The sequence below is a fragment of the Janthinobacterium sp. ROICE36 genome, assembly GCF_002869965.1.
In the GTDB taxonomy this organism is placed as follows: Bacteria; Pseudomonadota; Gammaproteobacteria; order Burkholderiales; family Burkholderiaceae_D; genus Janthinobacterium.
In genome coordinates this window covers 20,490-46,688 of sequence record NZ_PEBS01000038.1, presented here as the reverse complement: position 1 = coordinate 46,688, position 26,199 = coordinate 20,490, and the positions used below count along the sequence as shown (strand labels likewise).

Below are 26,199 nucleotides of genomic sequence, written 5' to 3'. Positions count from 1 at the left end.
ACATCCTTCTTTGTCTCCCAGACAGAAGAATGCCGCGCCATCGGATCACGCCGCCAGTGCCGCCCGCACACTGCCGTCCGCGCCGGCCAACAATGCCTGTGCCTGGTTTGTATTGATTTTTTTTATCAAGGCAACAATCGCCACGTTGACGTGATAGTGGCACTGCTCGAGCACGGTCCTGGCCTGCGCCTCGCTGGCGCCGGTGGCATGCATGGTCAGACGCACCGCCCGCCAGATCAGCTTGGCGTTGGTCGGCTTCAAGTCTACCATCAAGTTTCCGTAAGTTTTATGCAAACCCACCATCAGGGCGCTGGAAATCGTGTTCAGGGTGATTTTTTGCGCCGTGCCCGCCTTCAGGCGCGTGCTGCCGGAAATGACTTCCGTGCCCGTATCGAGCACGATGCCGCATTGCGCCTCGTGTGTCACGGGGGCGCCCACATTGTTGGCGATGCCGATGGTCAGGGCGCCCGCCTTGCGCGCCGCCAGCAACGCGCCCAGCACATAGGGCGTGGCGCCGGACGCGGCCAGCAGAATCACGACATCATTTTCTTGCGGCTGCAGGGCCAGCAAATCCTGCTCGCCTTGCGATAAATCATCTTCCGCCCCCTCGACGGCCACAAACATGGCGCCCGTGCCGCCGGCCAGGATGGCGACAGCACGCTCGGGCGGCCAGGAAAACGTGGGATTGAGTTCAACGCTGTCGAGTACGCCAAGGCGACCCGACGTGCCGGCGCCCACATACAACAGGCGTCCGCCAGCGGCGATACGGGGCAGGGCAGCCGCGATGGCGGCCGCGATCTGCGGCGACGCCAGCCGCACGGCTTCGACGGCCCAAAACTGGTCATCGACCAGCGCCGCCACCAATTGCTCCACCGGGTACAGATCCAGATCCGGATGCCGCCGGCTCGGGGTTTCAGTTTTCAACATGATTCTCGAACATGGTTGAAGGTGAAACCAGTTTAATACCGATGTGCAAGATCAGCCATGAAAGCTTGGCGTGCAGGCATAACGGAAGCTTATGGGTATTTACAGTTGACTTGGCGCGCGGCGCATCTCTGCAACAAAATCGTAATGATCGCTGCGGCAATACGAATGCGTGAGTTCCACCGCTTCGCCCGACTCCAGATAGGCGATGCGCGTGATGAACAGCACGGCCTGGCCATCGGGGATGCCCAGTTGCTTGGCCAGCACGTCCGTCGCATTCATGGCGCGGATGTGCTGCAAGGCGCGCACGGGAGCCTTCTTGATGCTGCTCAAGTATTCATACAGCGAATCGCCCATGGCGGCCGGGTCCGGCACTACGCTGAAGGGCAGCACGCTCACTTCATACGCCATCACCACGTCGTCGGCCAGGCGCAGGCGCTCCAGGCGCGCCACTTTCGTGTTCTGCGCCAGGCCCAGGCTCAGCTGTTCATCGCTGCTGGCGATGACGACTTCGCGCTTGAGCCAGCGCGAGCCGGGGCGGTAGCCGCGCTGCTGCAGCTGCTCGGAAAAGCTCGACAGGTTCGACAGCGGCTGCTCGATGCGCGGGGCAATATAGTTGCCCGAACCACGGCGGCGCACGACGAGGCCTTGCTCGACGAGCTGGTCGATGGCCTTGCGGGCAGTCACGCGCGATACGTCGAGCAGTTCGGACAGGGTACGTTCAGAGGGCAGGGCCTGGTCTACCTGGTAGCGGCCGTTGCGTACGTCATCGCTCAGCTTGCGGGCGATCTGCATATATAAAGGCGAATTGTCATTTAAATCGACCTTGAGTTCTACGCTGGTCTGGCTCATACAGTTCTCCTTGTCCTCCTAGTGTAATAGCGATGGCGCTTGCGCGTAGCCCGTCCACCCATGAATAAATGGAAAATGACCATAAATAACGGTTATACACTTAAAAAAACAATGTTTTACCGTAGGTATAGCTTTGCATTATAGATAAATAAGCAATTTTCATTGGCGTAGTAAACCATCCCGCCCTATGCTGGCGATGCCTCCACCACACCGAGAAACAGGGAATATGCAGAATAAAATGACGGGCTTACTGGGCTTGCTGCTGCTGGGCACGACCTGGAGCGTGCTTGCCGCTCCGCTCGGTAGCGGCAAGGACCAGCAGCGCCCGCTCGATGCGGCGCTGTCGGCCATCGTCGAGGATACGGCTCACCCGCTGGCCAGCCTGTCCGTGCTGGCCATTCGTCAGGGCAAGGTGTCGTATCAACAGCAATTTGGCTACCGGCACATCGGCGCCACGCCGGCGCAGCACTTGCCAGTGACGCCGGCCACCCTGTTTCGCATCGCCTCGGTATCGAAGATGATGACCACCCTGGGCCTGATGCGGCTGGTCGAGCAGGGCAAGCTGAGCCTGGATCAGGACGTGGGCATCTATCTGGGCTTTTCCCTGCGCAACCCGCATTTCCCCCAACAAGCGCTGACCCTGCGCAGCCTGCTCAGCCATACTTCCTCGCTGCGCGACGCGGGCGGCTATGCCTGGGGCCCCGAACGCAGCTTGCGCGACGTGTTTACGGCCGGCGGCGACCTCATGTGGGATGCAGCTGCGGCGCCCGGCAGTTACTTCACATATTCCAACCTCAACTGGGGCGTGATCGGCACCGTGATGGAAAAGGTCACGGGCGAGCGCTTCGACTTGCTGATGCGGCGTTTGCTGCTCGATCCCCTCGATGTGCGCGGCGGCTACCATCGGGCGGCCTTCTCTCAGGAAGAGCTGGCGAATACGGCCACCTTGTACCGCAAGCGCACGCTGGAGACGGAAATCTGGCAACCGCAAGGGCCGTGGATCGCCCAGGCCGATGATGATTACCAGCACCCGCCTGCCGGCCTGGCCAACTATGTGATTGGCAGCAACGCCACCGTCTTCAGTCCCACGGGCGGCTTGCGCATCTCCGCCGCAGGACTGGGCACCGTCATGCAGATGCTGCTCGATGGTGGCCGCCATCAGGGCAAGCAGCTATTGCAGCCAGCCAGCATCGCCTTGATGTTTGCCCGGCAATGGCAGCTGGCGCCCGCTGGAGGCAATGGCAACAGCGAACAGGGCCTGTACCGCGCCTGGGGCCTGGGCAACCAGCAGTTCGATGCGGTGGCGGGGCAGGGCAACGGCCTGGTCGAGGGCGCCAGCTTCACGGCCGTGGGCCACCTGGGCGACGCGTATGGCCTCGTCTCCGCCTTCGTGCTCGATTTCAAGCACAGGAATGGCATGGTGATGCTGGTGGGCGGCACGGGCAGCGATCCCGCGCGCTATCCGGGCAGGTATTCCGCCATGGGGCGCAGCGAGGAATTGATACTCACCACCTTATACCGTGGTGCGATTGACAAGCATGAATAATTTGCACTGAAATAGTGCATTCCTGAAAGTTATGGCTGCACCATGATGTTTCATTGGCTCCCTGAACGACCAGCCTCTAAGCACTCACCGAATGCTCCCGCACCATGGGAGCGCAACGCAGCGAGGCAACATGCAGCAACAAGTCATCATCATCGGCGGCGGCGTCGTCGGTCTGACATCGGCCTGGTGGCTGGCCGAGGCCGGCTACAAGGTCACGGTACTGGAACGCAATGAACAGGTGGCGGTTGCCGCCAGCTACCGCAATGGCGGCCAGCTCAGTTATCGCTATGTGGCGCCGCTGGCGGACGCGGGCGTGCCCTTCAAAGCCCTGCAATGGCTGCTGCAGAAAGATGGCCCGCTGCGCTTCCGTCCCGAAGCGGACTGGCGCCAATGGCGCTGGATGGCCAGTTTCCTGCGCAATTGCAACAGCGCCAGCAATGCCCGCACGACGGCCAAGCTGCTGCAACTGGGCGAATGGAGCCGCGCCGGCATGGCGCAGCTGGAACTGACCGTGCCGCCCGAAGCGTATGCCTGGCGCGATGCGGGCAAGCTCATCGTCTATCGTTCGCCGGCCATCTTTCAGCGGGCCGTGGCCCGGCCCGAGTCGGAAGAGGCGCGCATGGTCTTGTCTCCCGCAGAAGCGGTGCAGCGCGAACCGGCGCTGGCCGCCCTGCAGGGTTCCCTGGCGGGCGGCATCTTTACCGAGGGCGAAGCGGTGGCCGATTGCCACGCCTTTTGCCTGGCGCTGGAAGCGCGCCTGCTGCAGCACCCGAATTGTTCACTCCTGTTAAAAGGCGAGGCGCGCCGCCTCGTCACGCGCAATGGCAAGATCGCGGGCGTCGACACCAGCCTGGGCTTGCTGGAAGCGGACCACTACGTGCTGGCAGCCGGCATCCAGAGCCGCGACCTGGCCGCCACGGCGGCCATCTACCTGCCCCTGTATCCCTTGAAAGGCTACAGCCTGACGGCGCCCATCCGCGCGCAAGACCGCGCGCCCGAGATCAGCATCACGGATTTCGAACGCAAGGTGCTGTATGCGCGCATCGGTGGCGACTTGCGCGTGGCCGCCATGGTCGACATGGTGGGCGCCGACAACAGCATCGATTGGAACCGCATCGCCGGCCTGACGCGGCTGGCGCGCGAAGCCATGCCGCACGGCGCCGATTACGAGCAGGCCACGGCCTGGGCCGGCCTGCGCCCCGCCACGCCGAACAGCGCGCCGCTGGTGGGCGCCAGCAAGTACGCCAATCTGTGGCTCAACGTGGGCCATGGCCCGCTGGGTTTTACCTTCGCCGCCGGCACGGCGCGCATCCTCGCCGACCTCATGGCCGGCAAGGCGCCGCCGTTTGCGCTGGACTTCCTCCATCCCAGAAAATAGGCGGACCAGCGGCGGCGACCGGCGCCGCCGTTATGGCGGATAATTGCGGGACTTTCCTGTTCCCTGTTTGCCAGCGCATGCCCACACCCTCGACATCTGCCGCCTGCCCCTGTGGCGGCGCCTCCTACGCCAGTTGCTGCGGCCCGTATATCGCGGGCGATGCCTTGCCGCCCACGGCCGAAGCCCTGATGCGCTCGCGCTACACGGCGTTTACCTTGCGCGATGAAGCCTATCTGCGCGCCACCTGGCACGCCAGCACCCGTCCCACCGACGCTTTATTTGCGGAAGAAGAAAAAGTCCACTGGCTGGGACTTGAGGTAAAATCTGCTTTACGTTTACGTCAACGTAAAGCAGAATCAGACTATCAAGCCGAAGAGATACACCGCGACAGCGTGGAATTCGTGGCCCGCTACAAGGTCAACGGCCGCGCGCACCGCCTGCATGAAGTGAGCCGCTTCGTGCGCGAGGCGCAAGAGGGCGGTGGCGCCCTGCGCTGGTTTTATCTCGACGGCAGTTTTCCCGAATAGCGCGACCCGAGAGACCGGGCGATCATAAAAAGGAAGCACAATGCCGCACATCGAAAGCAAACTCAATCCGCGCAGTGAAGATTTCAAGGCCAATGCCGCGGCCATGCAAGCCATCGTCGACGATTTGCGCGACAAGGTCGAGAAAATCGCGGCCGGCGGCGGCGAAGCGGCCGCCGCCAAGCACCTGGCGCGCGGAAAACTGCTGCCGCGCGACCGCGTGCAGATGCTGCTCGATCCCGGCACGCCCTTCCTCGAATTTTCCCAGATGGCGGCCTACGCCATGTACCAGGACGCCAAGGGCGTCGATGCGGCGCCTTCCGCCGGCATCATCACCGGCATCGGCCGCGTCTCGGGCCAGGAATGCGTCATCGTGTGTAACGACGCCACCGTCAAGGGCGGCACCTATTACCCGATGACGGTGAAAAAGCATTTGCGCGCCCAGGAAATCGCCGACCAGAACAACTTGCCCTGCATTTACCTGGTCGATTCGGGCGGTGCCAACCTGCCGAACCAGGACGACGTCTTCCCCGATCGCGACCATTTCGGCCGTATCTTCTACAACCAGGCGAACCTGTCGGCCAAGGGCATCCCGCAAATCGCCGTGGTGATGGGTTCTTGCACGGCGGGCGGCGCGTATGTACCGGCCATGAGCGACGAATCGATCATCGTCAAGGAGCAGGGCACGATTTTCCTTGGCGGCCCGCCACTGGTGAAAGCGGCCACGGGCGAAGTGGTGACGGCCGAAGACCTGGGCGGCGGCGACGTGCATACGCGCTTGTCCGGCGTAGTCGACCACCTGGCGCAGAACGACTTGCACGCGCTGTCGCTGGCGCGCACCATCGTTTCTAACCTGAACCGCAGCAAGCCGCAGCAGATGGCGCTGCGCGAGTCCGTCGAGCCGGCATACCCGACGCAGGAACTGTATGGCGTGATCCCCGTCGATACGCGCAAACCCTTCGATGTGAGGGAAGTCATCGCGCGCATCGTCGACGGCAGCGATTTCGACGAATTCAAGGCCCGCTACGGCACCACCCTGATCTGCGGCTTTGCGCATATCTATGGCGTCAAAGTGGGCATCATCGCCAATAACGGCATCTTGTTCTCCGAATCGGCGCTGAAAGGCACGCATTTCATTGAACTGTGCTGCCAGCGCAAGATCCCCTTGGTCTTCCTGCAAAACATCACCGGATTCATGGTCGGCCGCAAGTACGAAAACGAGGGCATCGCCCGCAATGGCGCCAAGATGGTGACGGCCGTGGCCACGGCGGCCGTGCCAAAATTCACGGTGATCATCGGCGGCAGCTTCGGCGCCGGCAACTACGGCATGTGCGGCCGCGCGTTTTCTCCCCGCTTCATGTGGATGTGGCCGAATGCGCGCATTTCCGTCATGGGCGGCGACCAGGCGGCGTCCGTGCTGGCCACGGTCAAGCGCGACGGCATCGAGGGCAAGGGCGGCGAGTGGAGCGCGGAAGAAGAAGCCGCCTTCAAGCAGCCGATCAAGGATCAATACGAACACCAGGGCCACCCGTACTACGCCACCGCGCGCCTGTGGGACGATGGCGTGATCGACCCGGCCGACACCCGCATGGTGCTGGGCCTGGGCCTGTCGGCCGCCTTGAACGCGGAAATCCCGGACACGAAGTTCGGCGTGTTTCGTATGTAAGCGGCATTCAGGGAGAAAAGAATGGAATTTGAAACCTTAAAGCTGGTCATCGAGGGCAATGTCGCCACCGTGACCCTGAACCGCCCGGATGTGCGCAATGCCTTCAACGAGACGACGATCGCCGAACTGGCGCGCGCCTTCGAGGGCCTGGGACGCAGCGAGATGGTGCGCGCCATCGTGCTGGCGGCGAACGGCGCGGCCTTTTGCGCCGGCGCGGACTTGCACTGGATGAAGAAGATGGCCGGCTACACGCATGCCGAAAACCAGGCCGACGCGCTGCAACTGGCGCAGATGCTGCGCACGATTTACCTGTGTCCCAAGCCCGTGGTGGCAAAGATCCAGGGCGACTGCTATGCGGGTGGCATGGGCCTGGTCGCCGCATGCGATATCATTCTGGTTGCGGAAGACGTGCATTTCTGCCTGAGCGAAGTGCGGCTGGGACTGATCCCGGCCACTATTTCACCGTATGTCATCAAGGCCATGGGCGAAAACGCGGCACGCCGCTATTGCCTGACCGCCGAGCGATTCTCCGCCCACGAAGCGCTGCGCATCGGCTTTGCCCACGAGGTAGTCGCAGCAAACGCACTGGACGCGAAAACTTTTGACGTGCTGAAAGCGCTGACGGGCAACAGCCCGCACGCCGTGGCGCAAGCGAAAACGCTGGTGCGCGAGATCGCCGGCCAGCCGGTCGACGACGCGCTGCTGGCCGATACCGCCGAGCGCATCGCGCAGATCCGCGCCTCGGAGCAGGGACGCGAAGGCGTGCAATCCTTCCTCGACAAGCGCAAGCCGAGTTGGCTCATGGGCTAGCAATATCATTGGAGCAGTTTTGAAAGCAGAAAAACAATCGGGCTGGGTCGAACGCAGTCTGCGCAGCGTGTGGCACCCTTGCACGCAAATGCAGCATCACGCGCATGGCAACAACAGCGTTCCGCTCATCCCCGTCAGCCACGGCCGCGGCGCCTGGCTGTACGACCACGAAGGCCGACGCTACCTGGACGCCATCAGCTCCTGGTGGGTGAACCTGTTCGGCCATGCCAATCCGCGCATCAATGCGGAACTGAAGGACCAACTGGACCGCCTGGAACACGCCATGCTGGCCGGGTTCACGCATGAACCGGTGGTCGAACTGTCGGAAAAGCTCTCCGCGCTCACCAACGGCGTGCTCGGTCACAGCTTTTACGCCTCCGACGGGGCATCGGCCGTGGAAATCGCCCTGAAAATGAGCTTTCACGCCTGGCGCAACAGTGGCAAAAGTGAAAAGCAGGAATTCGTCTGCCTGAAAGGCAGCTACCACGGCGAAACCATCGGCGCGCTGGCCGTGACCGATGTCGCCCTGTTCAAGGATGCCTATGGCCCCTTGCTGCGCGCCTCGCAGACGGTGATGTCGCCCGACTTCCGCCAGGCAGTCGAAGGCGAATCGGCGCAAGACGTGGCGCGCCGCGCCGCCTTTGAAGTGGAACGGCTTTTCCAGCAGAAGGCCGACAAAATCGCCGCCATCATCATCGAGCCGCTGGTGCAGTGCGCCACCGGCATGGCCATGCACGACCCCTTGTACCTGTCGCTGGTGCGCGCCCTGTGCGACCGCTATCAAGTCCACTTGATCCTCGATGAAATCGCCGTCGGCTGCGGCCGCACGGGCACCTTCTTCGCCTGCGAACAGGCCGGCATCTGGCCCGACTTCGTCTGCCTGTCGAAGGGCATCAGCGGCGGCTACCTGCCTTTATCGCTGGTGATGACGCGCGAAGACATCTACCAGGCGTTCTACAGTACCGACGTGCGGCGCGGCTTTTTGCATTCGCACTCGTACACGGGCAACCCGCTGGCCTGCCGCGCGGCGCTGGCGACCCTGTCGATTTTCGCGGAAGACGATGTGCTGGTGGCCAACCGGGAACGCGCCGCCAAGATCACGCGCGCCCTGGCGCCGCTGGCGCAGCATGAAAAAGTAAAACACTTCCGCCAGCACGGCATGATCTGGGCCTTTGACGCCATCGATGCGGCGCCCGATTTTTCGCGCCGCTTCTTCAGCACGGCGCTGGAACATGAACTCCTGATGCGCCCCATCGGTTCCACCGTCTACCTGATGCCGCCATACATCCTCGACGACGCAGAAATCGCAGGCCTGGGCCAGCAGACGCTGGCCGTCTTCAACACAGTCATCGGAGCCTGAGGTGGAACTGATCGCGCGATTACAACAGCAACTGCAAGGGCTGGAGGAGCGCAGCCTGATCCGCCGCCGCCGCACCGTCGACACGCCGTGCGCGCCGCGCCTGACGGTGGACGGACGCGACATGCTGGCCTTTTGCAGCAATGACTACCTGGGCCTGGCGTCGCATCCGCGCATCGTGGACGCGCTGAAAGAGGGCGCCGACCTGTATGGCGCCGGCAGCGGCGCTTCGCACCTGATCAGTGGCCATAGCCGCGCCCACGCGCAGCTTGAAGAACGCCTGGCCGATTTCGTCGGCGCCAACCTGGAACAGGCGCGCGCCCTGTATTTCTGCACCGGCTACATGGCTAATTTAGCTGTGCTGACGGCCCTGGCCGCCGGTGATGCCGACGCCGAAATCTTCTCGGAAGCGCTGAACCACGCCTCGCTGATTGACGGCACGCGCCTGGCCCGCGTCAAGACGCGCGTGTATCCGCATGCGGACCTGGACGCGCTGGCGGCCCTGCTGGCGGCCAGCACGGCGATGACCAAGATCGTCGTCACGGACAGCATCTTCAGCATGGATGGCGACCTGGCGCCGCTGCCCGCGCTGCTGGCCCTGTGCGAGCAGCACGGCGCTTGGCTGGTGGTCGACGACGCGCACGGCTTCGGCGCCCTGGGCCAGAACGGCCGTGGCGCGCTCGAACACTTCGACCTGCAGTCGCCGTACTTGGTGTACGTGGGCACCTTGGGCAAATCGGCTGGCGTGGGCGGCGCCTTTGTTTGCGCGCATGAAGCCGTGATCGAAACGCTGATCCAGAAGGCGCGTCCGTACATCTTCACCACGGCGGCGGCGCCGGCGCTGGCGCATGCGCTCTTGGCCAGCCTGGACATCATCGCCGGTGACGAAGGAAAACAACGCCGGGTGCACCTGGCGGCGCTGGTGGCGCAATGGAACGAGGGCCTGCAGCTGCAACGCTGGCAAGCCTTGCCGTCGCTCTCCGCCATCCAGCCCGTCATCATCGGCGAAAACGCGGAAATGATGGGCATCGCCGCCCAACTCTACCAGCAGGGGCTGTGGGTCGGTGCGATCCGCCCGCCCACCGTGCCAGCGGGATCGGCGCGCCTGCGCGTGACCCTGTCGGCCGGCCACACGGCGCAGGAAGTGGCGCAATTGATCAATGCAGTCAACACCTTGGAAAGGACTCGCCATGAGCCTTGATGATCCTGTCCTGGCAGAAGTGACAGCTGTACCGGCCGTGCGGCCGGCACCCGCTGCCACCGGCCTGCCATCTCGCTTTGCCTGTTTCGTCACCGGTACCGACACGGAAATCGGCAAGACCCTGACGTCGTCGGCCCTGCTGCACGCGCTGGTCGCGCGCGGCGTGCGCGCCTGCGGCATGAAGCCCGTGGCCGCCGGCGCCGAGATGCGCGACGGCGAGCTGCATAATGAAGACGCCGACAGCCTGATCGCCGCCGGCAACGTCACCATGCTGCGCAGCCTGACCACGCCCTACATGCTGAAGGAACCGGCCGCGCCGCACATCGCCGCCGCTCTCGAAGGCGTGTGTATCGAATCGGTGCCAATTCTTGCCGCCTATCTGGAAATCGCCGCCGCCTCGGACGCCGTCGTGGTCGAAGGCGTGGGCGGTTTCCGCGTGCCGCTGTCGGCCGGTTTCGACTCGGCCGACCTGGCGCAGCAGCTCGATTTGCCCGTGATCCTGGTAGTCGGCATGCGCCTCGGTTGCATCAGCCAGGCCTTGCTGACGGTGGAAGCCATCGAAGCGCGTGGCCTGACGGTGATCGGCTGGGTCGCCAACACCCTGGAAGAGGAAATGCGCTTCCTCGACGAAAATATCGATGCATTGATCGAGCGCATCCCGGCGCCGCTGCTGGGCAAGGTGCCGCGCCTGACGCAGCCCGGTGCAGAAGCGGCGGCGGCGTATCTCGATTTCACCGGCTTGCCCAACTGGCCGGCGCAACATCCGCACAATTAAACCGAACAATTAAACGTATTCAAAAATAGAAACGAAGGAATCACATGTCTCACGTCCAAGAAGCAGCAAAAACCGTCGAACTGCACCGCCCTGCGGCGCGCATCACCGTGCCGGAAGCGGCCACCTGGCCCGTTGCCGATGTGTTGGCCCTGTTCGACCTGCCTTTCAATGACCTGATGTTCAAGGCCCAGCAAACCCACCGCATCAACTTCCCCGACGGCGACGTGGAACTGGCCACCTTGTTGTCGATCAAGACGGGCGGCTGCGAGGAAGACTGCGGCTACTGCCCGCAGGCGGCCCGCTACGACACGGGCGTGGAAGCGAAGAAAATCCTCGACATCGACACGGTGCTCGACGCGGCCCGCCAGGCGAAAGCCAACGGCGCCACGCGCTTCTGCATGGGCGCCGCCTGGCGCAGCCCGAAAGAGCGCGACATGGAAAAAGTCGAAGAGATGGTGACCAAGGTCAAGGCGCTGGGCCTGGAAACATGCGCTACTTTGGGCATGCTGGAAGAGGGACAAGCGGACCGCCTGAAAAACGCGGGCCTCGACTTCTACAACCATAACCTGGACACGGCGCCCGAGTTCTACGACAACGTCATCTCCACGCGCGAATACCAGGACCGCCTGGACACTTTGGGCCGCTTGCGCGAAGCCGGCTTGAAAGTGTGCTGCGGCGGCATCGTCGGCATGGGTGAAACGCGTCTGCAGCGCGCCGGCCTGATCGCCCAGCTGGCCAATTTGAATCCGTACCCGGAATCGGTGCCCGTCAACCACCTGGTGCAGGTGGAAGGCACGCCTTTATATGGCCTGGAAGCGCTCGACCCGTTCGAATTCGTGCGCACCATTGCCGTGGCCCGCATCACCATGCCGAAAGCGCGCGTGCGTTTGTCCGCGGGCCGGCGCCAGATGGGCGAAGCCGTGCAAGCCATGTGCTTCCTGGCTGGCGCCAATTCCATCTTCTACGGCGACAAGCTGCTCACCACCGACAACCCGGAAGCGGAAGACGACCGCACCCTGCTGGGTAAACTGGGCTTGCAGACGCGTGGCGCCATGCTCGACTCGGTACAGAAAGAGAAGTGCGGCTGCTGATCCAGCCCCCGGGATGCGCCCCGCCAGGGCGCATCCCCTCCCAGCGACACCTCAGATAAAAAACTTCCAGCCACGAGCTGCAAAGAGAGAGACCATGTTCACTAAAATCCTGATCGCCAACCGCGGCGAAATCGCTTGCCGTGTCGCCGCTACCGCGCGCCGCATGGGCATCCAGACCGTCGCCGTGTATTCGGAAGCGGACGCCAACGCCAAGCACGTCGCCGTGTGCGACGAAGCCGTCTTGATCGGCCCCGCGCCGGCCAAGGAAAGCTATCTGTGCGGCGACAAGATCATCGCGGTGGCGCTGGCGACAGGTGCGCAGGCGATCCACCCCGGCTATGGCTTCCTGTCCGAAAATGCCGATTTCGCCGACGCCTGCCAGGCTGCAGGTCTGGTCTTCATCGGCCCGCCAGCGTCCGCCATGCGCGCCATGGGTTCCAAATCGGCCGCCAAGTCGCTGATGGAAAAGGCGAATGTACCGCTGGTGCCCGGCTACCACGGCGAAGAACAGGATGCCGACTTCCTGCACGGACAAGCCGACAAGATCGGCTACCCGGTCCTGCTGAAGGCCTCCGCTGGCGGCGGCGGCAAGGGCATGCGCGTCATCGAGCACTCCGCCGACTTCAAGGCTGCGCTGGCCTCGTGCAAGCGCGAAGCGATCAGCTCTTTCGGCGACGACAAGGTGCTGGCCGAAAAATACCTGTCGCGTCCGCGGCATATCGAAATCCAAGTGTTTGCCGACACGCTCGGCAACTGCATCTATTTGTTCGAGCGCGATTGCTCGGTGCAGCGCCGTCATCAAAAAGTGCTGGAAGAAGCGCCGGCGCCGGGCATGCCGTTTGAGCGCCGCGCCGCCATGGGCGAGGCGGCCGTCGCCGCCGCCAAAGCTGTCGGCTATGTGGGCGCGGGCACGGTGGAATTCATCGCCAACCAGGATGGCTCGTTCTACTTCATGGAGATGAACACGCGCTTGCAGGTCGAGCATCCGGTGACGGAAATGATCACCGGCACCGATCTGGTGGAGTGGCAGTTGCGCGTCGCCTTTGGCGAGCCGCTGCCGAAAAAACAGAGCGAACTGACGATCCACGGCCACGCCATCGAGGCACGCATCTATGCGGAAAACCCGGAGAAGGGCTTTTTGCCATCGATAGGCACCCTGCGCCACATGCAGTCGCCTTCCGCCGTGACGTTCGAGCTGGGTGGCACGCTGGTTCCGGCCGCCGTGCGCATCGATTCGGGCGTGCGCGAGGGTGACGCCATTTCACCGTTCTACGACCCGATGATCGCCAAGCTGATCGTCTGGGGCGCGGACCGCCGCGTAGCGCTGTCGCGCATGGCGCAGGCGCTGGCCGAATACCAGATCGTCGGCCTGGCCAGCAATATCGCCTTTTTGAAACGCCTGGTCGAAGGCCAGGCATTTGCCAGCGCCGATCTCGATACGGGTTTGATCGAGCGCAATCAAGACACGCTGTTCCCCGCCCTGCAGGCGGCGCCCGACACGGCCCTGGCGCTGGCGTCCGTGGCCCTGCTGCTGGAAGAAAAAGCGGCGGCGGAAACGCAATCGACCCACCGCGCCGACCCGTGGGGCAATGCCCTGGGCTGGCGTTTGAACAGCACCCTGGGACGCAGCCTGGCGTTTGCCGATGAATTCGCGCTGGCCAGCGACCGCAAGGCTTACATAACACGCATCGCCTACCAGACGGATGGCTGGCTGTTCAACGGCCAGCCCCTGACGTTGACGGCGCGCAAAGGCAACGAGCTGCACATCAAGCTCGGTGAGCGTGCCGTGCACGGCACGGTGCTGCGCGACGGGGAACAGTTCCACGTGTTCACCCACGGCTTGCACACCACCTTGCATTACAGCGATCCGATGGCGCACGCGGGCGAAGTGGAAGCGGAAGGCGGGCGCCTGACGGCACCGATGCCGGGCAAGGTCGTCGCCGTGCTGGTAAACAAGGGCCAGGATGTCAAAAAGGGCGAGCCTTTGGTCATCATGGAAGCGATGAAGATGGAGCACACCATCGCCGCGCCGCACGATGGCCTGGTGGAAGACGTGCTGTACGCCGTCGGTGACCAGGTGGCCGACGGCGCGCCGCTGCTGGCCTTCAAGGCCGCCGCATAGAGGCGGCCACGATGCGCATCCTTTTACAACGTTCGGACGCCAAGGAAGCGGCGTGGATCGCCGATTTCAAGGATTTGCTGCCCGAAGCGGAAATTGTCTTCTGGCGCGAAAGCGCCACGTTCGCGCCATGCGACTACGCCGTCGTGTGGCAGCCGCCCGCAGCCATGCTGCCGGCATTGCGCGAAGTCAAAGCCATCTTCAACACGGGTGCCGGCGTGGACGCGCTCCTGAAATTTGGCGAGGCGCTGTCCGCCCACGTGCCGCTGGTGCGCCTGGACGACGCGGGCATGGGCGTGCAGATGGCCGAATACGTGAGCCACGCCGTGCTACGCCACTTCCGCCGGCTCGACGACTACGAGGCGCAAGGCCGCGCCGGCATCTGGCAGCCGCTGCCCGCGTTCGACAAGGCGGATTTCCCCGTCGGCGTACTGGGCATGGGTGTGCTGAGCACGCGCGTGCTGCAAGCGCTGGCGCAGTTCGAGTTTCCCCTGCGCGGCTGGAGCCGCAGCCAGAAACAGCTCGATGGCGTGCAGTGCTACGCAGGCGAAGAGGGACTCGAAGAATTTTTGCGCAACACGCGCGTGCTGGTGTGCATGCTGCCGCTCACGCCAGAGACGCACAACCTGCTCGACCGCACGCGCCTGTCGATGCTGCTGCCGGGCGCCTATGTCATCAACGTGGCGCGCGGCGCGCATCTCGCCGAACCGGATTTGCTGACCCTGATCCGATCAGGGCATATCGCCGGGGCGACACTCGATGTGTTCCGCAACGAGCCGCTACCGCAGCAGCACCCGTTCTGGCAAGAACCGCGCATCACCATCACGCCGCATATTTCGGCCGCCACCCTGCGCCGCGAAAGCGTGGCGCAAATCGCCGCCAAGATGCGCCGCCTGCACGCCGGAGACTCTGTCGCCGGCATCGTCAACCGTTTGCAAGGATATTGAAATGAACGCTCAAGCCAGTTTGCCCAAGCAAGTGAAGATCGTCGAAGTGGGTCCGCGCGACGGCCTGCAAAACGAAAAGGACACCATCAGCGCCGCCGTCAAGATCGAACTGGTCGACCGATTGACGCAGGCGGGCTTCGTCAATATCGAGGCGGCGTCCTTCGTCTCGCCGAAATGGGTGCCGCAAATGGCCACCAGCGCAGAAGTGATGGAAAAGATCGCGCGCCGCGCTGGCACCCTGTATTCGGCGCTGACGCCGAACATGCAGGGTTTCGATGCCGCGCTGGCGGCGCAGGCCGATGAAGTGGTGATTTTCGGTTCCGCCTCCGAGGCGTTCTCGCAAAAGAATATCAACTGCTCGATCGCCGAATCGATCGCCCGCTTCGAAGGCGTGGCCAAGGCGGCCAAGGAACACGGACTGCGCCTGCGCGGCAGCATCAGCTGTGCCTTCGGCTGCCCCTACCAGGGCGACGTGTCGCTGGACGCCGTGGCCGACGTGGTGGGGCGCATGCGCGACCTGGGCTGCGACGAAATCGACATCGCCGACACCATCGGCGTGGCCACGCCGCGCAAAACGCAGGCGGTGATGCAGCGCGCCATCGCGGCCTTCCACGTGGGCGGCCTGTCCGGCCACTTTCACGATACCTATGGCCAGGCGCTGGCAAATATCTACGCCAGCCTGGAGGTCGGCATTGCGATTTATCACTCGTCCGTCTCCGGCCTGGGCGGCTGCCCTTACGCCAAGGGCGCCACCGGCAATGTGGCCACCGAGGACGTGCTGTACATGATGCAGGGACTGGACATTGCCACCGGCATCGACCTGGACCTGGTGGTGGACGCGGGGCAATTCATTTCGCAGCAGCTGGGACGCAAGGGATCTAGCCGCGCCGGCAATGCCATCGCGGCGAAACGCGCAGGCTGAATAGGCAGGGCAGGGGCGTCGCGGCCCCTGCGGTGTGAATGCAGTGCTCCGCAGCATAGACGAAAAAAAACCCAAGAGCCTAAACTCTTGGGTTTTTTTCTACAAATTTGGTCGGAGTACAAGGATTCGAACCTTGGACCCCCTGGTCCCAAACCAGGTGCGCTACCGGGCTGCGCCACACTCCGAAGACCAAGATAATACAGGCCGTATCGACTTCGGTCAAGGGTCAGGTGAAACTCTGTGTAAATTATTTACGCGCGGCACTGGAACCCCTGTATTTTCAGCATGCATGAAATATGCGACACTCACTACGCAAGTTTTCCCGATCAGACATGAGGGCGACGACGGCAATGGATTTCAGTATCGAAAGAAACGGCGGAAGCGGCGCTGGCCAGTCCTTGCCGAACCGCCGCAGCATTGTGCTGGGCATAGCCGTGTCCTTGCTGCTGCATGGCGCCTTGATCTCTCTGTGGCGCCATGTGCAGCCGCCTGTCCCACAGGATACGGCGCCGCGCGTGGAGTCGATTGCCGTGTGGATACGTCCGCTGGCCGCCAAGCCTCCGCCGCCGCCAGTCGAAGTCGTCAAGCCGAAGCGCGAACCCAAGCCCATCAGCAAGCCGAAACTCGCCACGCCCCGGGAAACGCCGGCGGCCGCCACGCCGCCAGCATCCGGGCCGCAAGCCATCACGCTGACGCCCGCCGCACCGGCCACGCCGGCAGCCAGCCCGGATACCTTCACGCAAGAGACGCCAAAGTTCGACATGGAAGCGGCCAGGAAGACGGCGCGCAAGATGGCCGGCGAGCGCGATCCGGCCAAGGTGGGCACGGCCGTGGGGCAAATCCCCGACAAGCCGCTGCAAACGGAAACCCAGCTTGCGCGCGATATCGCGCAAGGCAAGCGCGGCGATTGCCGCAGCGCCTATGCAGGTGCGGGCTTGCTGGCGCCCGTGCTGATGTTGCTCGACAAAAAGAATAGCGGCTGCAAGTGGTAATGATTTAACAATGCGCCTATTTTGGGCGTGCCGGAGAAGTTATTCCTGCCCCTTCAACTGCAACGCCCGCTCATACAGGGCATTTTTCTTGCGGCCCGTGATTTGCGCCGTCAGGTTGGCCGCCTGCTTGACGCTGCACTCGGCCAATAAAATGTTCAGGATGCGCTCCGCTTCCACGTCTTCCGCGTCCTGCGCTTCGGTGGCACCTTCGAGCAGGACGACAAATTCTCCCTTTTCGCGGTGCGCGTCGGCGCGTATCCAGCTTTCCGCCTCAGACAGGGGGCAGCGGTGGATTTCCTCGAACATTTTCGTCAGTTCGCGCGCAAACACCACCTGGCGCGTGGGCTCGAACGCTTCCACCAGGGCCGTGGCGCAATCGAGGATGCGGTGCGGCGCTTCATAAAATACCATCGTCGCCGTCACGCCGCGCAGGCTGTGCAAGATGTTTTCGCGCTGCTTGGCCTTGGCCGGCAGGAAGCCGATAAAGTAAAACTGGTCATTCAATAGCCCGCTGGCGGAAATGGCCGTGATCGCCGCCGAGGGGCCGGGCAAGGGCAGCACGCGCAAGCCGGCCGCGCGCACGGCGTCGACGATGCGCGCGCCCGGGTCGGAGACGGCCGGCGTGCCCGCATCCGAGACGAGGGCGATGCGCTCGCCGGCGTGCAGGCGGGCAATCAGGGTTTGCGCCACTTCGCGCTCATTATGTTGATGCGCCGCAATCAATGGCTTGTTCAGGCCAAAGCGCGTCAGCAAGTGCGCCGTGTTGCGCGTATCTTCACAGGCGACAGCGTCGGCAAGGCTCAGCAAATGCAGCGCGCGCAGGCTGATATCGGTCACATTGCCGATCGGCGTGGCCACTATATACAATGTTGCGATAGGATAGACCTGGTGCGCCGCCTCTGTCATGATGGGCAGGCTGGCGATGGAACTGATTTCTTGTACGGTCATTTTGGAGGTTAAATGCTTGCTAATAGTGTGAAGTTACTGCTTGTTTGTGCCGCGACCGGCATGCTGAGCGCTTGCAGCACGCCTTGCGACGCGCCCGGGCAATTGTGCGCGCCTATTGAATCTAACACAAGGGCGCTGCCGCCACCGACGCCGCTGCCCGTGCCGCCCAAGCCGCAACCGCCGGAACCGGTGACGTTTGCCGTGGCCGTGCCCGATATTACCGCGTATGACGGGAACGGTGCCCCGCTGGCGCCCATCACCACCAAGCCGGCAACCGGCACGCCACTCGACATGCCGGCGGCCACGGCGCCGGCGCCCGCCGATGGCAAGGTCCACCACATCGGCCTGCTGCTGCCGTTGCGCTCGGCTTCCCTGGGCCCGGCCGCCGAATTGCTGCGCGTCGGCTTCATGGCCGCGTATGAGCGCGACCGTAGCGGCTTTGAAGTGACGGTGATCGACACGGGCGATGGCAGCAGCGACGTGCTGAACAAGTTTGCGCAAGCGCAAGAGGAACAGGACGTCGTCGTGGGGCCTTTGTCGCGCTCGGCCGTGACAGCCGTGGCAAACAGCGATCTGGTGCGCAAGCCGACGATCGCCCTGAACCACCCGGACAACCGCGGCGAGGCGCGCTTGCCGGCCAAGTTGCTGGTGATGGGACTGTCGATCGAGGCCGAAGCACGCCAGGTCGCCGCCTGGGCCGCCAGCGAACAGCCTGGCGCCAGCGCGCTGATCCTGTCGGCCGGTTCGCCCTCGCAGCGCCGCATCAGCGCCGCCTTCAAGCAGGAATGGCTGCGCCAGGGTGGCAAGATCGAGACGATGGACTTGACGGCCACGAATGGCTACCTGAACGATGCCGAGCTGGTGCAGCTGCGCGCGCGCCTGGCCGCGACACCGCCGGGCCTGCTGTTTGCCGCGCTCGACGCCGACCAGGCGCGCCAGCTGCGCGTGGCCATCGGCAGCGACTTGCCCCTGTATGGCACCTCGTCATTGAATCCCGGCGCCGGGCGCGGTGCCAGCGGCCCTGAGCTCGACGGCGTGCGCCTGCTGGACCTGCCTTGGCAAGTGCAGCGCGAGCATCCGCAAGTGATGGTGTATCCCCAGCCGCCGCAGCCAGGCGACGCCCGCCTGACGGCGGATATGGAACGCCTGTACGCGCTGGGCATCGATGCCTTCCGCGTGGCGCGCGAAGTGGCGCTGCGCCCGAACGCGCCGTTCACGCTCGATGGCGTGACGGGCCGCCTGGCCGTACGGTTTGAGCATGATCAAAGCGTATTCGAACGCACGGAACAGGCCGCCAGCTACCAGCAGGGCGTGCTGGGCACCTGGCCACCGGCCGCGCCCACGCCTGTCGCCTTGCCACCCGCCCAATAAGGACACGCCATGCCGCCCCTGCCGTTCCAGAATAAGCAGGCACGGGGGCGGCAGGGGGAAGACGATGCGCTCGCGTATCTGTTGCTGCAAGGCTTGGTGCTGTTGCAACGCAACTATCTGTGCAAGGGTGGCGAGCTGGACCTGATCATGCGCGATGGCGCGTCAGTCGTCTTCGTCGAAGTGCGGCTACGCAGCGGTGCAGCCTTCGGCGGCGCCCTGGCCAGCATCACGCCCGCCAAACAGCGGCGCATGGCGGTCGCCGCGCAAACCTGGCTGCTGGCACAAAAAACCGTGCCGCCCTGCCGCTTCGACGCACTCGCCATCGATGGCGGGCGCATCAGCTGGCTGAAGAACATCCTCGATATGTAAGCATTTTTAACAGTGCTTGTCCGCCACGCCGCGCGCCTGCACTATAATCGGCAGACTATGAATAATCAACGCATCCTCTCGCACTTCCACGAAAGTGCCGAACTCAAGATTCAGGCCGCTACCGTACTGGCGCATCCCATTGCGCAGGCGATCGACCTGATGTTTTATGCATTGTCCAACGGCAACAAGATTCTGGCGTGCGGCAACGGCGGTTCCGCCGCCGACTGCCAGCATTTCGCAGCCGAGCTGGTGGGACGCTTCGAACGCGAGCGCTTTCCGCTGCCGGCCCTGGCGCTGACGACGGATACCTCGATCCTGACGGCCGTGGCCAACGACTACAGCTACCGCGAGATTTTCTCGAAGCAGGTGCAAGCGTTCGGCCAGGCCGGTGACATCCTGCTGGCCATCTCCACGTCGGGCAATTCAGCCAACGTGATGGCCGCCGTGGAAGCGGCGCTCGAGCGCGAAATGCGCGTCGTGGCGCTGACGGGCAAGGACGGCGGCGCCATCGGCAAGATGCTGACGGACGCCGACGTGCATATCTGCGTGCCGGCCGAGCGCACGGCGCGCATCCAGGAAGTCCACCTGACCACCATACATTGCATCTGCGACGGCATCGACGTCGCGCTATTCGGAGGAGACGTGAATGACTAAATTCGGTACTGGCCCAGGCTGGAAACGCGTACAACGCCCACTGGCCACCGCACTCTTGTGCGGCGCCATGCTCACCTCGCTCACCGGCTGCATCGAACTGATGGTCGGCGGCGCAGTGATGGGCGGCGTCGCCGCAGCAGACCGCCGCACCCTGGGCGCCCAGACCGAAGACAAGTCGATCGCCCTCAAAGGCGAGTCGCGCATCCCTTCCATCGTCGGCGATGCGGGCCATGTGAACGTCACCAGCTTCAACCGCCGCGTCCTGCTGACGGGCGAAGTGCGCGATGATGCGATGAAAAATGCCGTCGAGCGCGAAGTGCGCAATATCGAAGGCGTGGAATCGGTGGCCAATGAACTGATCGTCGCCGGCCCGGCCAGCTACACCTCGCGCTCGAACGACGCGCTGATCACCACCAAGGTCAAGGCCAGCCTGGTGGACATGAAAACCATCTCGGCGGCCTCGTTCAAGGTCGTCACGGAAAACGCCACCGTCTTCCTGATGGGCCGAGTCACTCAGCGCGAAGGCACGGTCGCGGCCGACGTGGCGCGCGGCGTGGGCGGCGTGCAGAAAGTGGTCAAGCTGTTCGACTACATTTCGGAAGCGGAACTGAAGCAATTGCAGCCGGACCCGGCACCGGCCCGCGTCAACAACGCCGGCGGACAGTAAAACCCCTGGGCCGCGCACAGAACGATGGGGCTATAATGGCCCCATCGTTACGTTATCTGATGTGAAAACTATGTCAACATCGACTGCCAAATCCCGGATCAAGCCAGCCCTGATCGCCGTCTTCGTGGCGGGCGTGGCGGCGGCAGCCTATCTGTCGCTGAATGACAAGCAAAGCGCGCCGGACGTGACCTTCCACGGTATCCATGGCGAGAAAATCACCTCGGCCAGCCTGCGCGGCAAGGTCGTGATGGTCAATTTCTGGGCTACCTCGTGCACCACGTGCGTGGCGGAAATGCCGGACATGGTCGACACCTACAACAAGTACAAGGGGCAGGGCCTGGAATTCGTGGCCGTGGCCATGAAATACGATCCGGCCAACTACGTGCTGAACTTCGCCGAAACGCGCCAGCTGCCGTTCAAGGTAGCGCTCGACGTGACGGGCGAAGCGGCCAAGGCCTACGGCGACGTGGCCCTCACGCCCACCACCTTCGTGCTCGACAAGCAGGGCAAGATCCTCAAGCGCTACGTGGGCAAGCCGGAATTTGCCGAATTGCACAAGTTGCTGGAAACAGCCATCGCCGGCTAAGACAGCACATAAACACGGTATAAAACCTTGTTGCCAGGTGTTGCCAATCTGTTATAACCTTCCCTTGCGTGATCCCATTCCCCTTGTGAAGGCCAGCCGTGCCCCTAGCCGCTCAATCGCTCGACCCGCAACAGCTCAAAGCCTGGCTGCTCGCCGCCGGCAACAAGGACGCCACCGCGTTCCGCCAGCTATATATCTCCACCTCATCGAAACTGTTTGGCTTCGCGCTGCGTATATTGCATAAGCAAGAGCTTGCTGAAGAAGCCTTGCAAGAGGGTTTCGTCGCCATCTGGAACAACGCCGCCACCTACCAGAGCCATCTGGCGGCGCCGATGACGTGGATGGCCACCATCGTGCGCAACAAGGCGTTCGATGTGCTGCGGCGCAGCGACGATACCGTGGAAATCGATGCCGAACAGTTTGATAGCGAAGTCATGAATGCACTCCGAGACCCCCAGGCCACGCCCATCGAATCACTGCAACTGAGCAGTGACGCCAAGGCGCTGGCGTTTTGCATGTCCGCCCTGGAAGGGCTGCACCGGCAGGTGGTCGCCCTGGCGTTCTATCATGACTTGTCGCACAGCGAAGTGGCGCAGCAGATGTCGCTGCCGATCGGCACCGTGAAGACCTGGATACGTCGCAGCCTGGAACGGCTGCGCACGTGCCTGGCAAAACGGGAGGCATCATGAATATCCGCGGCAATGACGTGCTGCGCCAGAAACTGGCATCCGAATACGTGCTGGGCACCCTGCAAGGGGGCGCGCGGCGGCGTTTCGAAGGCTGGCTGCACAACGACGCCGACTTGCGCAATATCACGGCCGAATGGCGCCAGCGTTTGGAACCGATGGCGGAATTCGCCACGCCCGTGGCGCCGCCCAAGCGCGTCTGGCAACAGATCGAGCAGCGCTTGCACCTGGCGCCGCAGGGCGGCTGGTCTGTGTTCCGCGATGCGCTGTCGTTCTGGCGTGCTCTGGGCATGGCTTCGAGCGCCATCGCCGCACTGCTGGTGATCGTCGTGGCCACGCGCGTGATGGACGCACCGCAAATCAGCTATGTGGCCAGCCTGACGGACGAGAAAGCGCAAACGGCCCTGTTGCTGACGGCCGACAACCGCCACGGCGCGCTTGAGGTGCGCATGGTGGGCAACGCGCCCGTGCCTGCTGATCGCGACCTGGAACTGTGGGCCGTGCCGAAGAGCGGCAACCCCCGCTCCTTGGGCTTGCTGGCCGACAAGGGCAACGTGAAACTGGCCCTGTCGCAGCGCGCCATCGGCAACGACGTGGCCTTGCTGGCCGTCACCCTGGAACCAAAAGGCGGTTCGCCCAATCCGAACGGACCGACGGGACCGGTTTTGTATAAAGGTAACTGGGTAAAAATGTAAGCCTATTTGGGATACAGGATCATCTGCGTGCAGCGGAACAGGGCAATCGTCTTGCCCGTTTCCTTGTTTTTCACCACGGCATCCCACACTTGCGTGTTGCGGCCCTTGTGCTCGACTTTCGCCGTGCAGGTGAGCGTGCCTTCGCGGACCGTGCCCAAGTGGTTCGATTTCAACTCGATGGTGGTGAAATTGTTCGCGCCCTCGGGCAGGTTGACGATGCAGCCGTAGCCGGACGCCGTATCGGCCAGGGTCACCACGCTGCCCGCGTGCAGATAGCCATTCGGCGCCAGCAGATGTGGCAGCACGGGCAATTCCGCCGTCAGCTGGCCGTCGCCCACGGCCGTGATGACGATGCCCAGGTGACCGGGCAGGCGGCCTGTGCCGCGTTCATTCAACAGTGCTACGGTGATCTCGGGATTGCTCATGCTGGTCCTTGTGCGGGTGAGTCCGGACAGCAGATCTGCCGGAAAATACTATGATGATAGCAACTTTCCCCGCATCGGTTTGGCAAGCGCTTATTTCCCGCGACGCCGCCGTTTCCACCATACCAGGGTGCCCGTCAGCAGGAACAGCAAGGGCATCAAGCCAAAGACGGTAATGAAGGTGCGCCCGGCCACGCCAAACGCCTGGCCCGAATGCAGGGGGAATTGCCAGCCCAGGAAACGCTCGCCATACGGGGCCGTGAACGGATCGCGTATGCGCAGGGGCAAGCCGCTGCGCGCGTCCAGCGTCAGGCGCGTGGCGCCGTCGCCGTGGGCGATTTCACCAGGCTGGCGCACGCGGATCTCGTACGGCTGGTCCTGTTTCGCCGGCAGCACAAGGCGCGACACGCGCGCCTGCGGATACAGCAGCTGCGCGGCGGCCATGGCCTGGCCCGCATCGAGCAGGGCGCCATCCTGTGCCACATTTTTCAGTTTTGCCGTGTCCGGCACCGTCGACACCAGGTCCACCAGCGGCACCACCAGTTGCGGCAAATTGAAATACATGCCGGAAAAGGCGATCACGACCAGCACGGGCGCGGCAAAGAAGCCAGCCGCCTTGTGAAACGTATAGTGGAAGCGCGGCCAGGAGCCGCCATGCGACACCGTCAGCGCGCGCCGGATGGCCGACCACTGCAGGCGCGGCCACCACAGGTAGATGCCGCTCAAGGCCATCAGCAGCAAGGCTACGCCAGAGATCCCCGTGATGGTCTTGCCCACGTCGCCCGACAATAAATAGCGGTGCAAATGAAACATGCCCGACATCAGCAACGGGCGCGTGAGGCCGAAACGGCCCCAGTCGCGCTCGCCTTTGACTTGCAAGGTGTAGGGGTCGACCATCACCTGGCGCACGATGGCCTGGCTGAAGGTGGACGGCTTGCCTGGCTGGCGGTACGAGGCCACGTACACGTCGCGCGCATCGGCGGGCGGATTGAGCTGGGCCGGCTTGCCGTAAGCGGGATCGGCCGCGAGAGTGTCCACCACCGCCTGCAAGGTGCGCGGCGTCACCTGGAATACCTGGCCAGGCGCGGGCGTGCTCGCCTGCAACAGAGTGGGATTGAGCCAGGCATCGAGCTCCGGCATCCAGGCGATGGCGGAACCCGTCAGGCCCAGCAGGACGAACAGGGCGCCAAACCACAGCCCCGCGTACAGGTGCAGTTTGCTGATCAACCATTTGCTGGGGCGTTGCGACATGGAAACTCTGGGAAACAGGGCTGCGGAACGATAGCATGAAAGACAGGCACAATCGGCCTCACAGCAAATAACACGCTCACGATGACGTCGGAATAGGGTAGAAACGAGCGTTTCGGCACCATAGTCGAGCGCATCAGCATCGCGGGGTCATGTTGCATGGCATACACTTTCCCCTATACTTATCGAAAGGAAAACCATGACCCCTACCCGCTTCCTCGCCGTCACGCTGGGCCTGCTTAGCCCGCTGCTGCACCTGGGCGCCCACGCCGCCGATTTCACGGTAAGCAGCACCGACATCGCCCCTGGCCAGACCCTGGCGCCCGCGCAAGTGTTCCAGGGCTTCGGCTGCACGGGTGGCAACCTGGCGCCGCAATTGTCGTGGCACGGCGCGCCGGCCGGCACCAAAAGCTACGCCATCACCCTGTACGACCCGGATGCGCCCACGGGCAGCGGCTGGTGGCACTGGAGCGTGTTCAATCTGCCCGCCACGACCAGCTCCTTGCCTGCGGGAACAACGGCGGCTACCCTGCCAGCGGGCGCCGTGCAAGGACGCAACGATTACGGCGACAGCGCTTACGGTGGCGCCTGTCCGCCCCCTGGCGACAAGGTCCACCACTACCAGCTCACGGTGTGGGCCTTGAGCGTGGACAAGCTGCCGCTGGACCGGCAGGCGGAAGGCTTGCTGCTGCTGGACCGCCGCGATCCGCTGGCCGCGCGCGTGCAGCAAGTACTGCTGCTGGACCCGGGCGCCGACTGGAGCGTGGCCAAGGTGGCATCGAAACTGCATGTGGGCGCTTCCACCCTGCGCCGCCAGCTGGCCCTGGAACAGCGCCATTTCCGTGCCATCCTGGAAGACGTGCGCCTGGGACTGGCCTTGCAGGAATTGCAATCTGGCATCTTAAGCATCACCGACATCGCGGCCGCCTGCGGCTACGCCTCGCCATCGCGCTTCGCGGCCCGCTTCCGCCAGCACTACGGCCTGTCGCCGCGCGACTTGCGCGCCACCCTGTAAGCGCGCTCTAGCGCATATGACGCAACAAGCGCTGACAGCAAGGCGATTTTCTTGCTACTATGCGCCCATGTCTTCCCGCCATGCCAACCGCAAGCTTGCTCATCACGGTGCCGCCGCCCTCGCGCGCACGCCGTGGCGCCTGTGCGTGGCGCTGTTCAGTGCGCTGGCCCTCGTACTCCTGCTGTCGACGGCCGCTTCGCACCTGCACAAGACGACGCTCGACGCGGAAGAGTGCGCGCTGTGCGCCACGGTCATCGACAAGGTGGCCGATATCGCCGTGCCGCCGGCCATCACCGAGCCGCCCGCCCAGTTACTGCCCTACCGCTTGCTGGCCCTCTTGCCCGCCACCCTGGCGCCCGTCGCCGTCCTGGTCCTGCCGCCCGTGCGCGGCCCGCCTGCCGCCTCACTGTAGTTCCCACGCTGTTTTTCCTTTT

Annotated in this window: 27 protein-coding genes and 1 tRNA gene; 22 read left to right on the top strand and 6 right to left on the bottom strand. The window is 63.7% G+C overall.

The features are described from left to right. Positions 1–45 precede the first annotated feature (45 nt). On the bottom strand, positions 46–927 hold the full coding sequence (locus tag CSZ94_RS16350; RefSeq protein ID WP_102122479.1) for an N-acetylmuramic acid 6-phosphate etherase: 882 nt from the start codon (positions 925–927) through the stop codon (positions 46–48). A gap of 99 nt (positions 928–1,026) precedes the next feature. Beyond that, a complete protein-coding gene (locus CSZ94_RS16345) occupies positions 1,027–1,776 on the bottom strand; it encodes a GntR family transcriptional regulator (protein ID WP_071080135.1) in 750 nt (249 codons plus the stop codon). A gap of 238 nt (positions 1,777–2,014) precedes the next feature. Here CSZ94_RS16345 and CSZ94_RS16340 point away from each other — a divergent pair, with 238 nt between their 5' ends. From CSZ94_RS16340 to CSZ94_RS16285, 12 genes are all read left to right on the top strand, one after another. Beyond that, positions 2,015–3,322, top strand: a complete 1,308-nt coding sequence (locus CSZ94_RS16340) for a serine hydrolase domain-containing protein (RefSeq protein WP_102122486.1) — start codon at positions 2,015–2,017, stop codon at positions 3,320–3,322. A gap of 91 nt (positions 3,323–3,413) precedes the next feature. Continuing rightward, positions 3,414–4,700, top strand: coding sequence for a D-amino acid dehydrogenase (locus CSZ94_RS16335; protein WP_102122478.1), 1,287 nt, complete (start codon positions 3,414–3,416; stop codon positions 4,698–4,700). A gap of 77 nt (positions 4,701–4,777) precedes the next feature. Continuing rightward, positions 4,778–5,227 carry a YchJ family protein gene (locus tag CSZ94_RS16330; RefSeq protein ID WP_102122477.1) on the top strand — a complete coding sequence of 150 codons (450 nt, stop codon included), beginning with the start codon at positions 4,778–4,780 and terminating at the stop codon, positions 5,225–5,227. A 40-nt stretch (positions 5,228–5,267) separates the two neighbouring features. Further along, positions 5,268–6,890 carry a carboxyl transferase domain-containing protein gene (locus CSZ94_RS16325; RefSeq protein WP_102122476.1) on the top strand — a complete coding sequence of 541 codons (1,623 nt, stop codon included), beginning with the start codon at positions 5,268–5,270 and terminating at the stop codon, positions 6,888–6,890. 21 nt (positions 6,891–6,911) lie between these two features. After that, on the top strand, positions 6,912–7,700 hold the full coding sequence (locus CSZ94_RS16320) for an enoyl-CoA hydratase/isomerase family protein (RefSeq protein ID WP_102122475.1): 789 nt from the start codon (positions 6,912–6,914) through the stop codon (positions 7,698–7,700). Positions 7,701–7,719: 19 nt separating this feature from the next. Then, the gene (bioA, locus tag CSZ94_RS16315; protein ID WP_102122474.1) at positions 7,720–9,060 is read left to right on the top strand and encodes an adenosylmethionine--8-amino-7-oxononanoate transaminase; all 1,341 of its coding nucleotides are present in this window, start codon (positions 7,720–7,722) and stop codon (positions 9,058–9,060) included. Between the two features lies 1 nt (position 9,061). Continuing rightward, on the top strand, positions 9,062–10,258 hold the full coding sequence (gene bioF / locus CSZ94_RS16310) for an 8-amino-7-oxononanoate synthase (protein WP_102122473.1): 1,197 nt from the start codon (positions 9,062–9,064) through the stop codon (positions 10,256–10,258). Next, positions 10,248–11,033 carry a dethiobiotin synthase gene (gene bioD / locus CSZ94_RS16305; protein WP_102122472.1) on the top strand — a complete coding sequence of 262 codons (786 nt, stop codon included), beginning with the start codon at positions 10,248–10,250 and terminating at the stop codon, positions 11,031–11,033. The genes bioF and bioD overlap by 11 nt, the downstream gene beginning before the upstream one ends. Positions 11,034–11,077: 44 nt before the next feature. Continuing rightward, entirely contained in the window at positions 11,078–12,124 is a 1,047-nt protein-coding gene (gene bioB, locus CSZ94_RS16300) for a biotin synthase BioB (RefSeq protein ID WP_102122471.1), read from the top strand. Between the two features lie 94 nt (positions 12,125–12,218). Next, a complete protein-coding gene (locus CSZ94_RS29295; RefSeq protein ID WP_102122470.1) occupies positions 12,219–14,246 on the top strand; it encodes an acetyl/propionyl/methylcrotonyl-CoA carboxylase subunit alpha in 2,028 nt (675 codons plus the stop codon). Between the two features lie 11 nt (positions 14,247–14,257). Continuing rightward, complete coding sequence (locus CSZ94_RS16290) at positions 14,258–15,190, top strand: 2-hydroxyacid dehydrogenase (RefSeq protein ID WP_102122469.1); 933 nt, start codon at positions 14,258–14,260, stop codon at positions 15,188–15,190. Between the two features lies 1 nt (position 15,191). Next, positions 15,192–16,112 carry a hydroxymethylglutaryl-CoA lyase gene (locus CSZ94_RS16285; protein WP_102122468.1) on the top strand — a complete coding sequence of 307 codons (921 nt, stop codon included), beginning with the start codon at positions 15,192–15,194 and terminating at the stop codon, positions 16,110–16,112. Between the two features lie 108 nt (positions 16,113–16,220). Here CSZ94_RS16285 and CSZ94_RS16280 read toward each other — a convergent pair. Beyond that, positions 16,221–16,297 (bottom strand) — tRNA-Pro (locus CSZ94_RS16280). Positions 16,298–16,462: 165 nt separating this feature from the next. On the opposite strand from CSZ94_RS16280, the gene CSZ94_RS16275 reads away from it, so the two are divergent. After that, positions 16,463–17,104 (top strand): hypothetical protein, encoded by a 642-nt coding sequence (locus CSZ94_RS16275; protein ID WP_102122467.1) that lies wholly within the window; start codon positions 16,463–16,465, stop codon positions 17,102–17,104. Positions 17,105–17,143: 39 nt separating this feature from the next. Here CSZ94_RS16275 and rsmI read toward each other — a convergent pair whose 3' ends face one another. Next, positions 17,144–18,052, bottom strand: a complete 909-nt coding sequence (gene rsmI / locus CSZ94_RS16270; RefSeq protein WP_102122466.1) for a 16S rRNA (cytidine(1402)-2'-O)-methyltransferase — start codon at positions 18,050–18,052, stop codon at positions 17,144–17,146. Between the two features lie 60 nt (positions 18,053–18,112). Here rsmI and CSZ94_RS16265 point away from each other — a divergent pair, with 60 nt between their 5' ends. The 7 genes from CSZ94_RS16265 (at position 18,113) to CSZ94_RS16235 (ending at position 23,080) form a co-directional block, all read left to right on the top strand. Then, on the top strand, positions 18,113–19,423 hold the full coding sequence (locus tag CSZ94_RS16265) for a penicillin-binding protein activator (RefSeq protein WP_258001028.1): 1,311 nt from the start codon (positions 18,113–18,115) through the stop codon (positions 19,421–19,423). Between the two features lie 9 nt (positions 19,424–19,432). After that, positions 19,433–19,792 carry a YraN family protein gene (locus CSZ94_RS16260; protein ID WP_102122464.1) on the top strand — a complete coding sequence of 120 codons (360 nt, stop codon included), beginning with the start codon at positions 19,433–19,435 and terminating at the stop codon, positions 19,790–19,792. A gap of 57 nt (positions 19,793–19,849) precedes the next feature. Beyond that, positions 19,850–20,446, top strand: a complete 597-nt coding sequence (locus CSZ94_RS16255) for a phosphoheptose isomerase (protein ID WP_102122463.1) — start codon at positions 19,850–19,852, stop codon at positions 20,444–20,446. After that, the gene (locus CSZ94_RS16250) at positions 20,439–21,113 is read left to right on the top strand and encodes a BON domain-containing protein (RefSeq protein ID WP_102122462.1); all 675 of its coding nucleotides are present in this window, start codon (positions 20,439–20,441) and stop codon (positions 21,111–21,113) included. The genes CSZ94_RS16255 and CSZ94_RS16250 overlap by 8 nt, the downstream gene beginning before the upstream one ends. Before the next feature lie 70 nt (positions 21,114–21,183). Then, positions 21,184–21,699: a TlpA disulfide reductase family protein gene (locus CSZ94_RS16245; protein ID WP_102122461.1), complete on the top strand. Its 516-nt coding sequence runs from the start codon at positions 21,184–21,186 to the stop codon at positions 21,697–21,699. 98 nt (positions 21,700–21,797) lie between these two features. After that, entirely contained in the window at positions 21,798–22,388 is a 591-nt protein-coding gene (locus tag CSZ94_RS16240; protein ID WP_102122460.1) for a sigma-70 family RNA polymerase sigma factor, read from the top strand. After that, complete coding sequence (locus CSZ94_RS16235; RefSeq protein WP_102122459.1) at positions 22,385–23,080, top strand: anti-sigma factor; 696 nt, start codon at positions 22,385–22,387, stop codon at positions 23,078–23,080. The genes CSZ94_RS16240 and CSZ94_RS16235 overlap by 4 nt, the downstream gene beginning before the upstream one ends. 2 nt (positions 23,081–23,082) lie before the next feature. Here the strand turns inward: CSZ94_RS16235 and CSZ94_RS16230 are convergent, their stop codons facing one another. After that, the gene (locus tag CSZ94_RS16230) at positions 23,083–23,505 is read right to left on the bottom strand and encodes a PaaI family thioesterase (protein WP_102122458.1); all 423 of its coding nucleotides are present in this window, start codon (positions 23,503–23,505) and stop codon (positions 23,083–23,085) included. Between the two features lie 90 nt (positions 23,506–23,595). Beyond that, positions 23,596–24,753, bottom strand: a complete 1,158-nt coding sequence (locus CSZ94_RS16225; protein WP_102122457.1) for a PepSY-associated TM helix domain-containing protein — start codon at positions 24,751–24,753, stop codon at positions 23,596–23,598. A 196-nt stretch (positions 24,754–24,949) separates the two neighbouring features. Between CSZ94_RS16225 and CSZ94_RS29190 the strand changes: the two genes are divergently transcribed. Together CSZ94_RS29190 and CSZ94_RS16215 are read left to right on the top strand one after the other, a co-directional pair. Continuing rightward, complete coding sequence (locus CSZ94_RS29190) at positions 24,950–25,765, top strand: YbhB/YbcL family Raf kinase inhibitor-like protein (RefSeq protein ID WP_102122456.1); 816 nt, start codon at positions 24,950–24,952, stop codon at positions 25,763–25,765. A 67-nt stretch (positions 25,766–25,832) separates the two neighbouring features. Then, positions 25,833–26,177 (top strand): hypothetical protein, encoded by a 345-nt coding sequence (locus CSZ94_RS16215; RefSeq protein WP_102122455.1) that lies wholly within the window; start codon positions 25,833–25,835, stop codon positions 26,175–26,177. Positions 26,178–26,199 lie beyond the last annotated feature (22 nt).

Coding starts and splice junctions, on each gene's coding strand:
- CSZ94_RS16235 (WP_102122459.1), top strand. CDS start 22,385: ATGAATATCCGCGGCAATGACGTGCTGCGCCAGAAACTGGCATCCGAA.
- bioD (WP_102122472.1), top strand. CDS start 10,248: ATGAGCCTTGATGATCCTGTCCTGGCAGAAGTGACAGCTGTACCGGCC.
- CSZ94_RS16225 (WP_102122457.1), bottom strand. CDS start 24,753: ATGTCGCAACGCCCCAGCAAATGGTTGATCAGCAAACTGCACCTGTAC.
- CSZ94_RS16285 (WP_102122468.1), top strand. CDS start 15,192: ATGAACGCTCAAGCCAGTTTGCCCAAGCAAGTGAAGATCGTCGAAGTG.
- CSZ94_RS16265 (WP_258001028.1), top strand. CDS start 18,113: ATGCTGAGCGCTTGCAGCACGCCTTGCGACGCGCCCGGGCAATTGTGC.
- CSZ94_RS16215 (WP_102122455.1), top strand. CDS start 25,833: ATGTCTTCCCGCCATGCCAACCGCAAGCTTGCTCATCACGGTGCCGCC.
- CSZ94_RS16245 (WP_102122461.1), top strand. CDS start 21,184: ATGTCAACATCGACTGCCAAATCCCGGATCAAGCCAGCCCTGATCGCC.
- CSZ94_RS16330 (WP_102122477.1), top strand. CDS start 4,778: ATGCCCACACCCTCGACATCTGCCGCCTGCCCCTGTGGCGGCGCCTCC.
- CSZ94_RS16340 (WP_102122486.1), top strand. CDS start 2,015: ATGACGGGCTTACTGGGCTTGCTGCTGCTGGGCACGACCTGGAGCGTG.
- CSZ94_RS16230 (WP_102122458.1), bottom strand. CDS start 23,505: ATGAGCAATCCCGAGATCACCGTAGCACTGTTGAATGAACGCGGCACA.
- CSZ94_RS16320 (WP_102122475.1), top strand. CDS start 6,912: ATGGAATTTGAAACCTTAAAGCTGGTCATCGAGGGCAATGTCGCCACC.
- bioB (WP_102122471.1), top strand. CDS start 11,078: ATGTCTCACGTCCAAGAAGCAGCAAAAACCGTCGAACTGCACCGCCCT.
- CSZ94_RS29190 (WP_102122456.1), top strand. CDS start 24,950: ATGACCCCTACCCGCTTCCTCGCCGTCACGCTGGGCCTGCTTAGCCCG.
- CSZ94_RS16290 (WP_102122469.1), top strand. CDS start 14,258: ATGCGCATCCTTTTACAACGTTCGGACGCCAAGGAAGCGGCGTGGATC.
- CSZ94_RS16345 (WP_071080135.1), bottom strand. CDS start 1,776: ATGAGCCAGACCAGCGTAGAACTCAAGGTCGATTTAAATGACAATTCG.
- CSZ94_RS16250 (WP_102122462.1), top strand. CDS start 20,439: ATGACTAAATTCGGTACTGGCCCAGGCTGGAAACGCGTACAACGCCCA.
- CSZ94_RS16260 (WP_102122464.1), top strand. CDS start 19,433: ATGCCGCCCCTGCCGTTCCAGAATAAGCAGGCACGGGGGCGGCAGGGG.
- CSZ94_RS16335 (WP_102122478.1), top strand. CDS start 3,414: ATGCTCCCGCACCATGGGAGCGCAACGCAGCGAGGCAACATGCAGCAA.
- CSZ94_RS16275 (WP_102122467.1), top strand. CDS start 16,463: ATGGATTTCAGTATCGAAAGAAACGGCGGAAGCGGCGCTGGCCAGTCC.
- CSZ94_RS29295 (WP_102122470.1), top strand. CDS start 12,219: ATGTTCACTAAAATCCTGATCGCCAACCGCGGCGAAATCGCTTGCCGT.
- CSZ94_RS16350 (WP_102122479.1), bottom strand. CDS start 927: ATGTTGAAAACTGAAACCCCGAGCCGGCGGCATCCGGATCTGGATCTG.
- CSZ94_RS16325 (WP_102122476.1), top strand. CDS start 5,268: ATGCCGCACATCGAAAGCAAACTCAATCCGCGCAGTGAAGATTTCAAG.
- rsmI (WP_102122466.1), bottom strand. CDS start 18,052: ATGACCGTACAAGAAATCAGTTCCATCGCCAGCCTGCCCATCATGACA.
- CSZ94_RS16255 (WP_102122463.1), top strand. CDS start 19,850: ATGAATAATCAACGCATCCTCTCGCACTTCCACGAAAGTGCCGAACTC.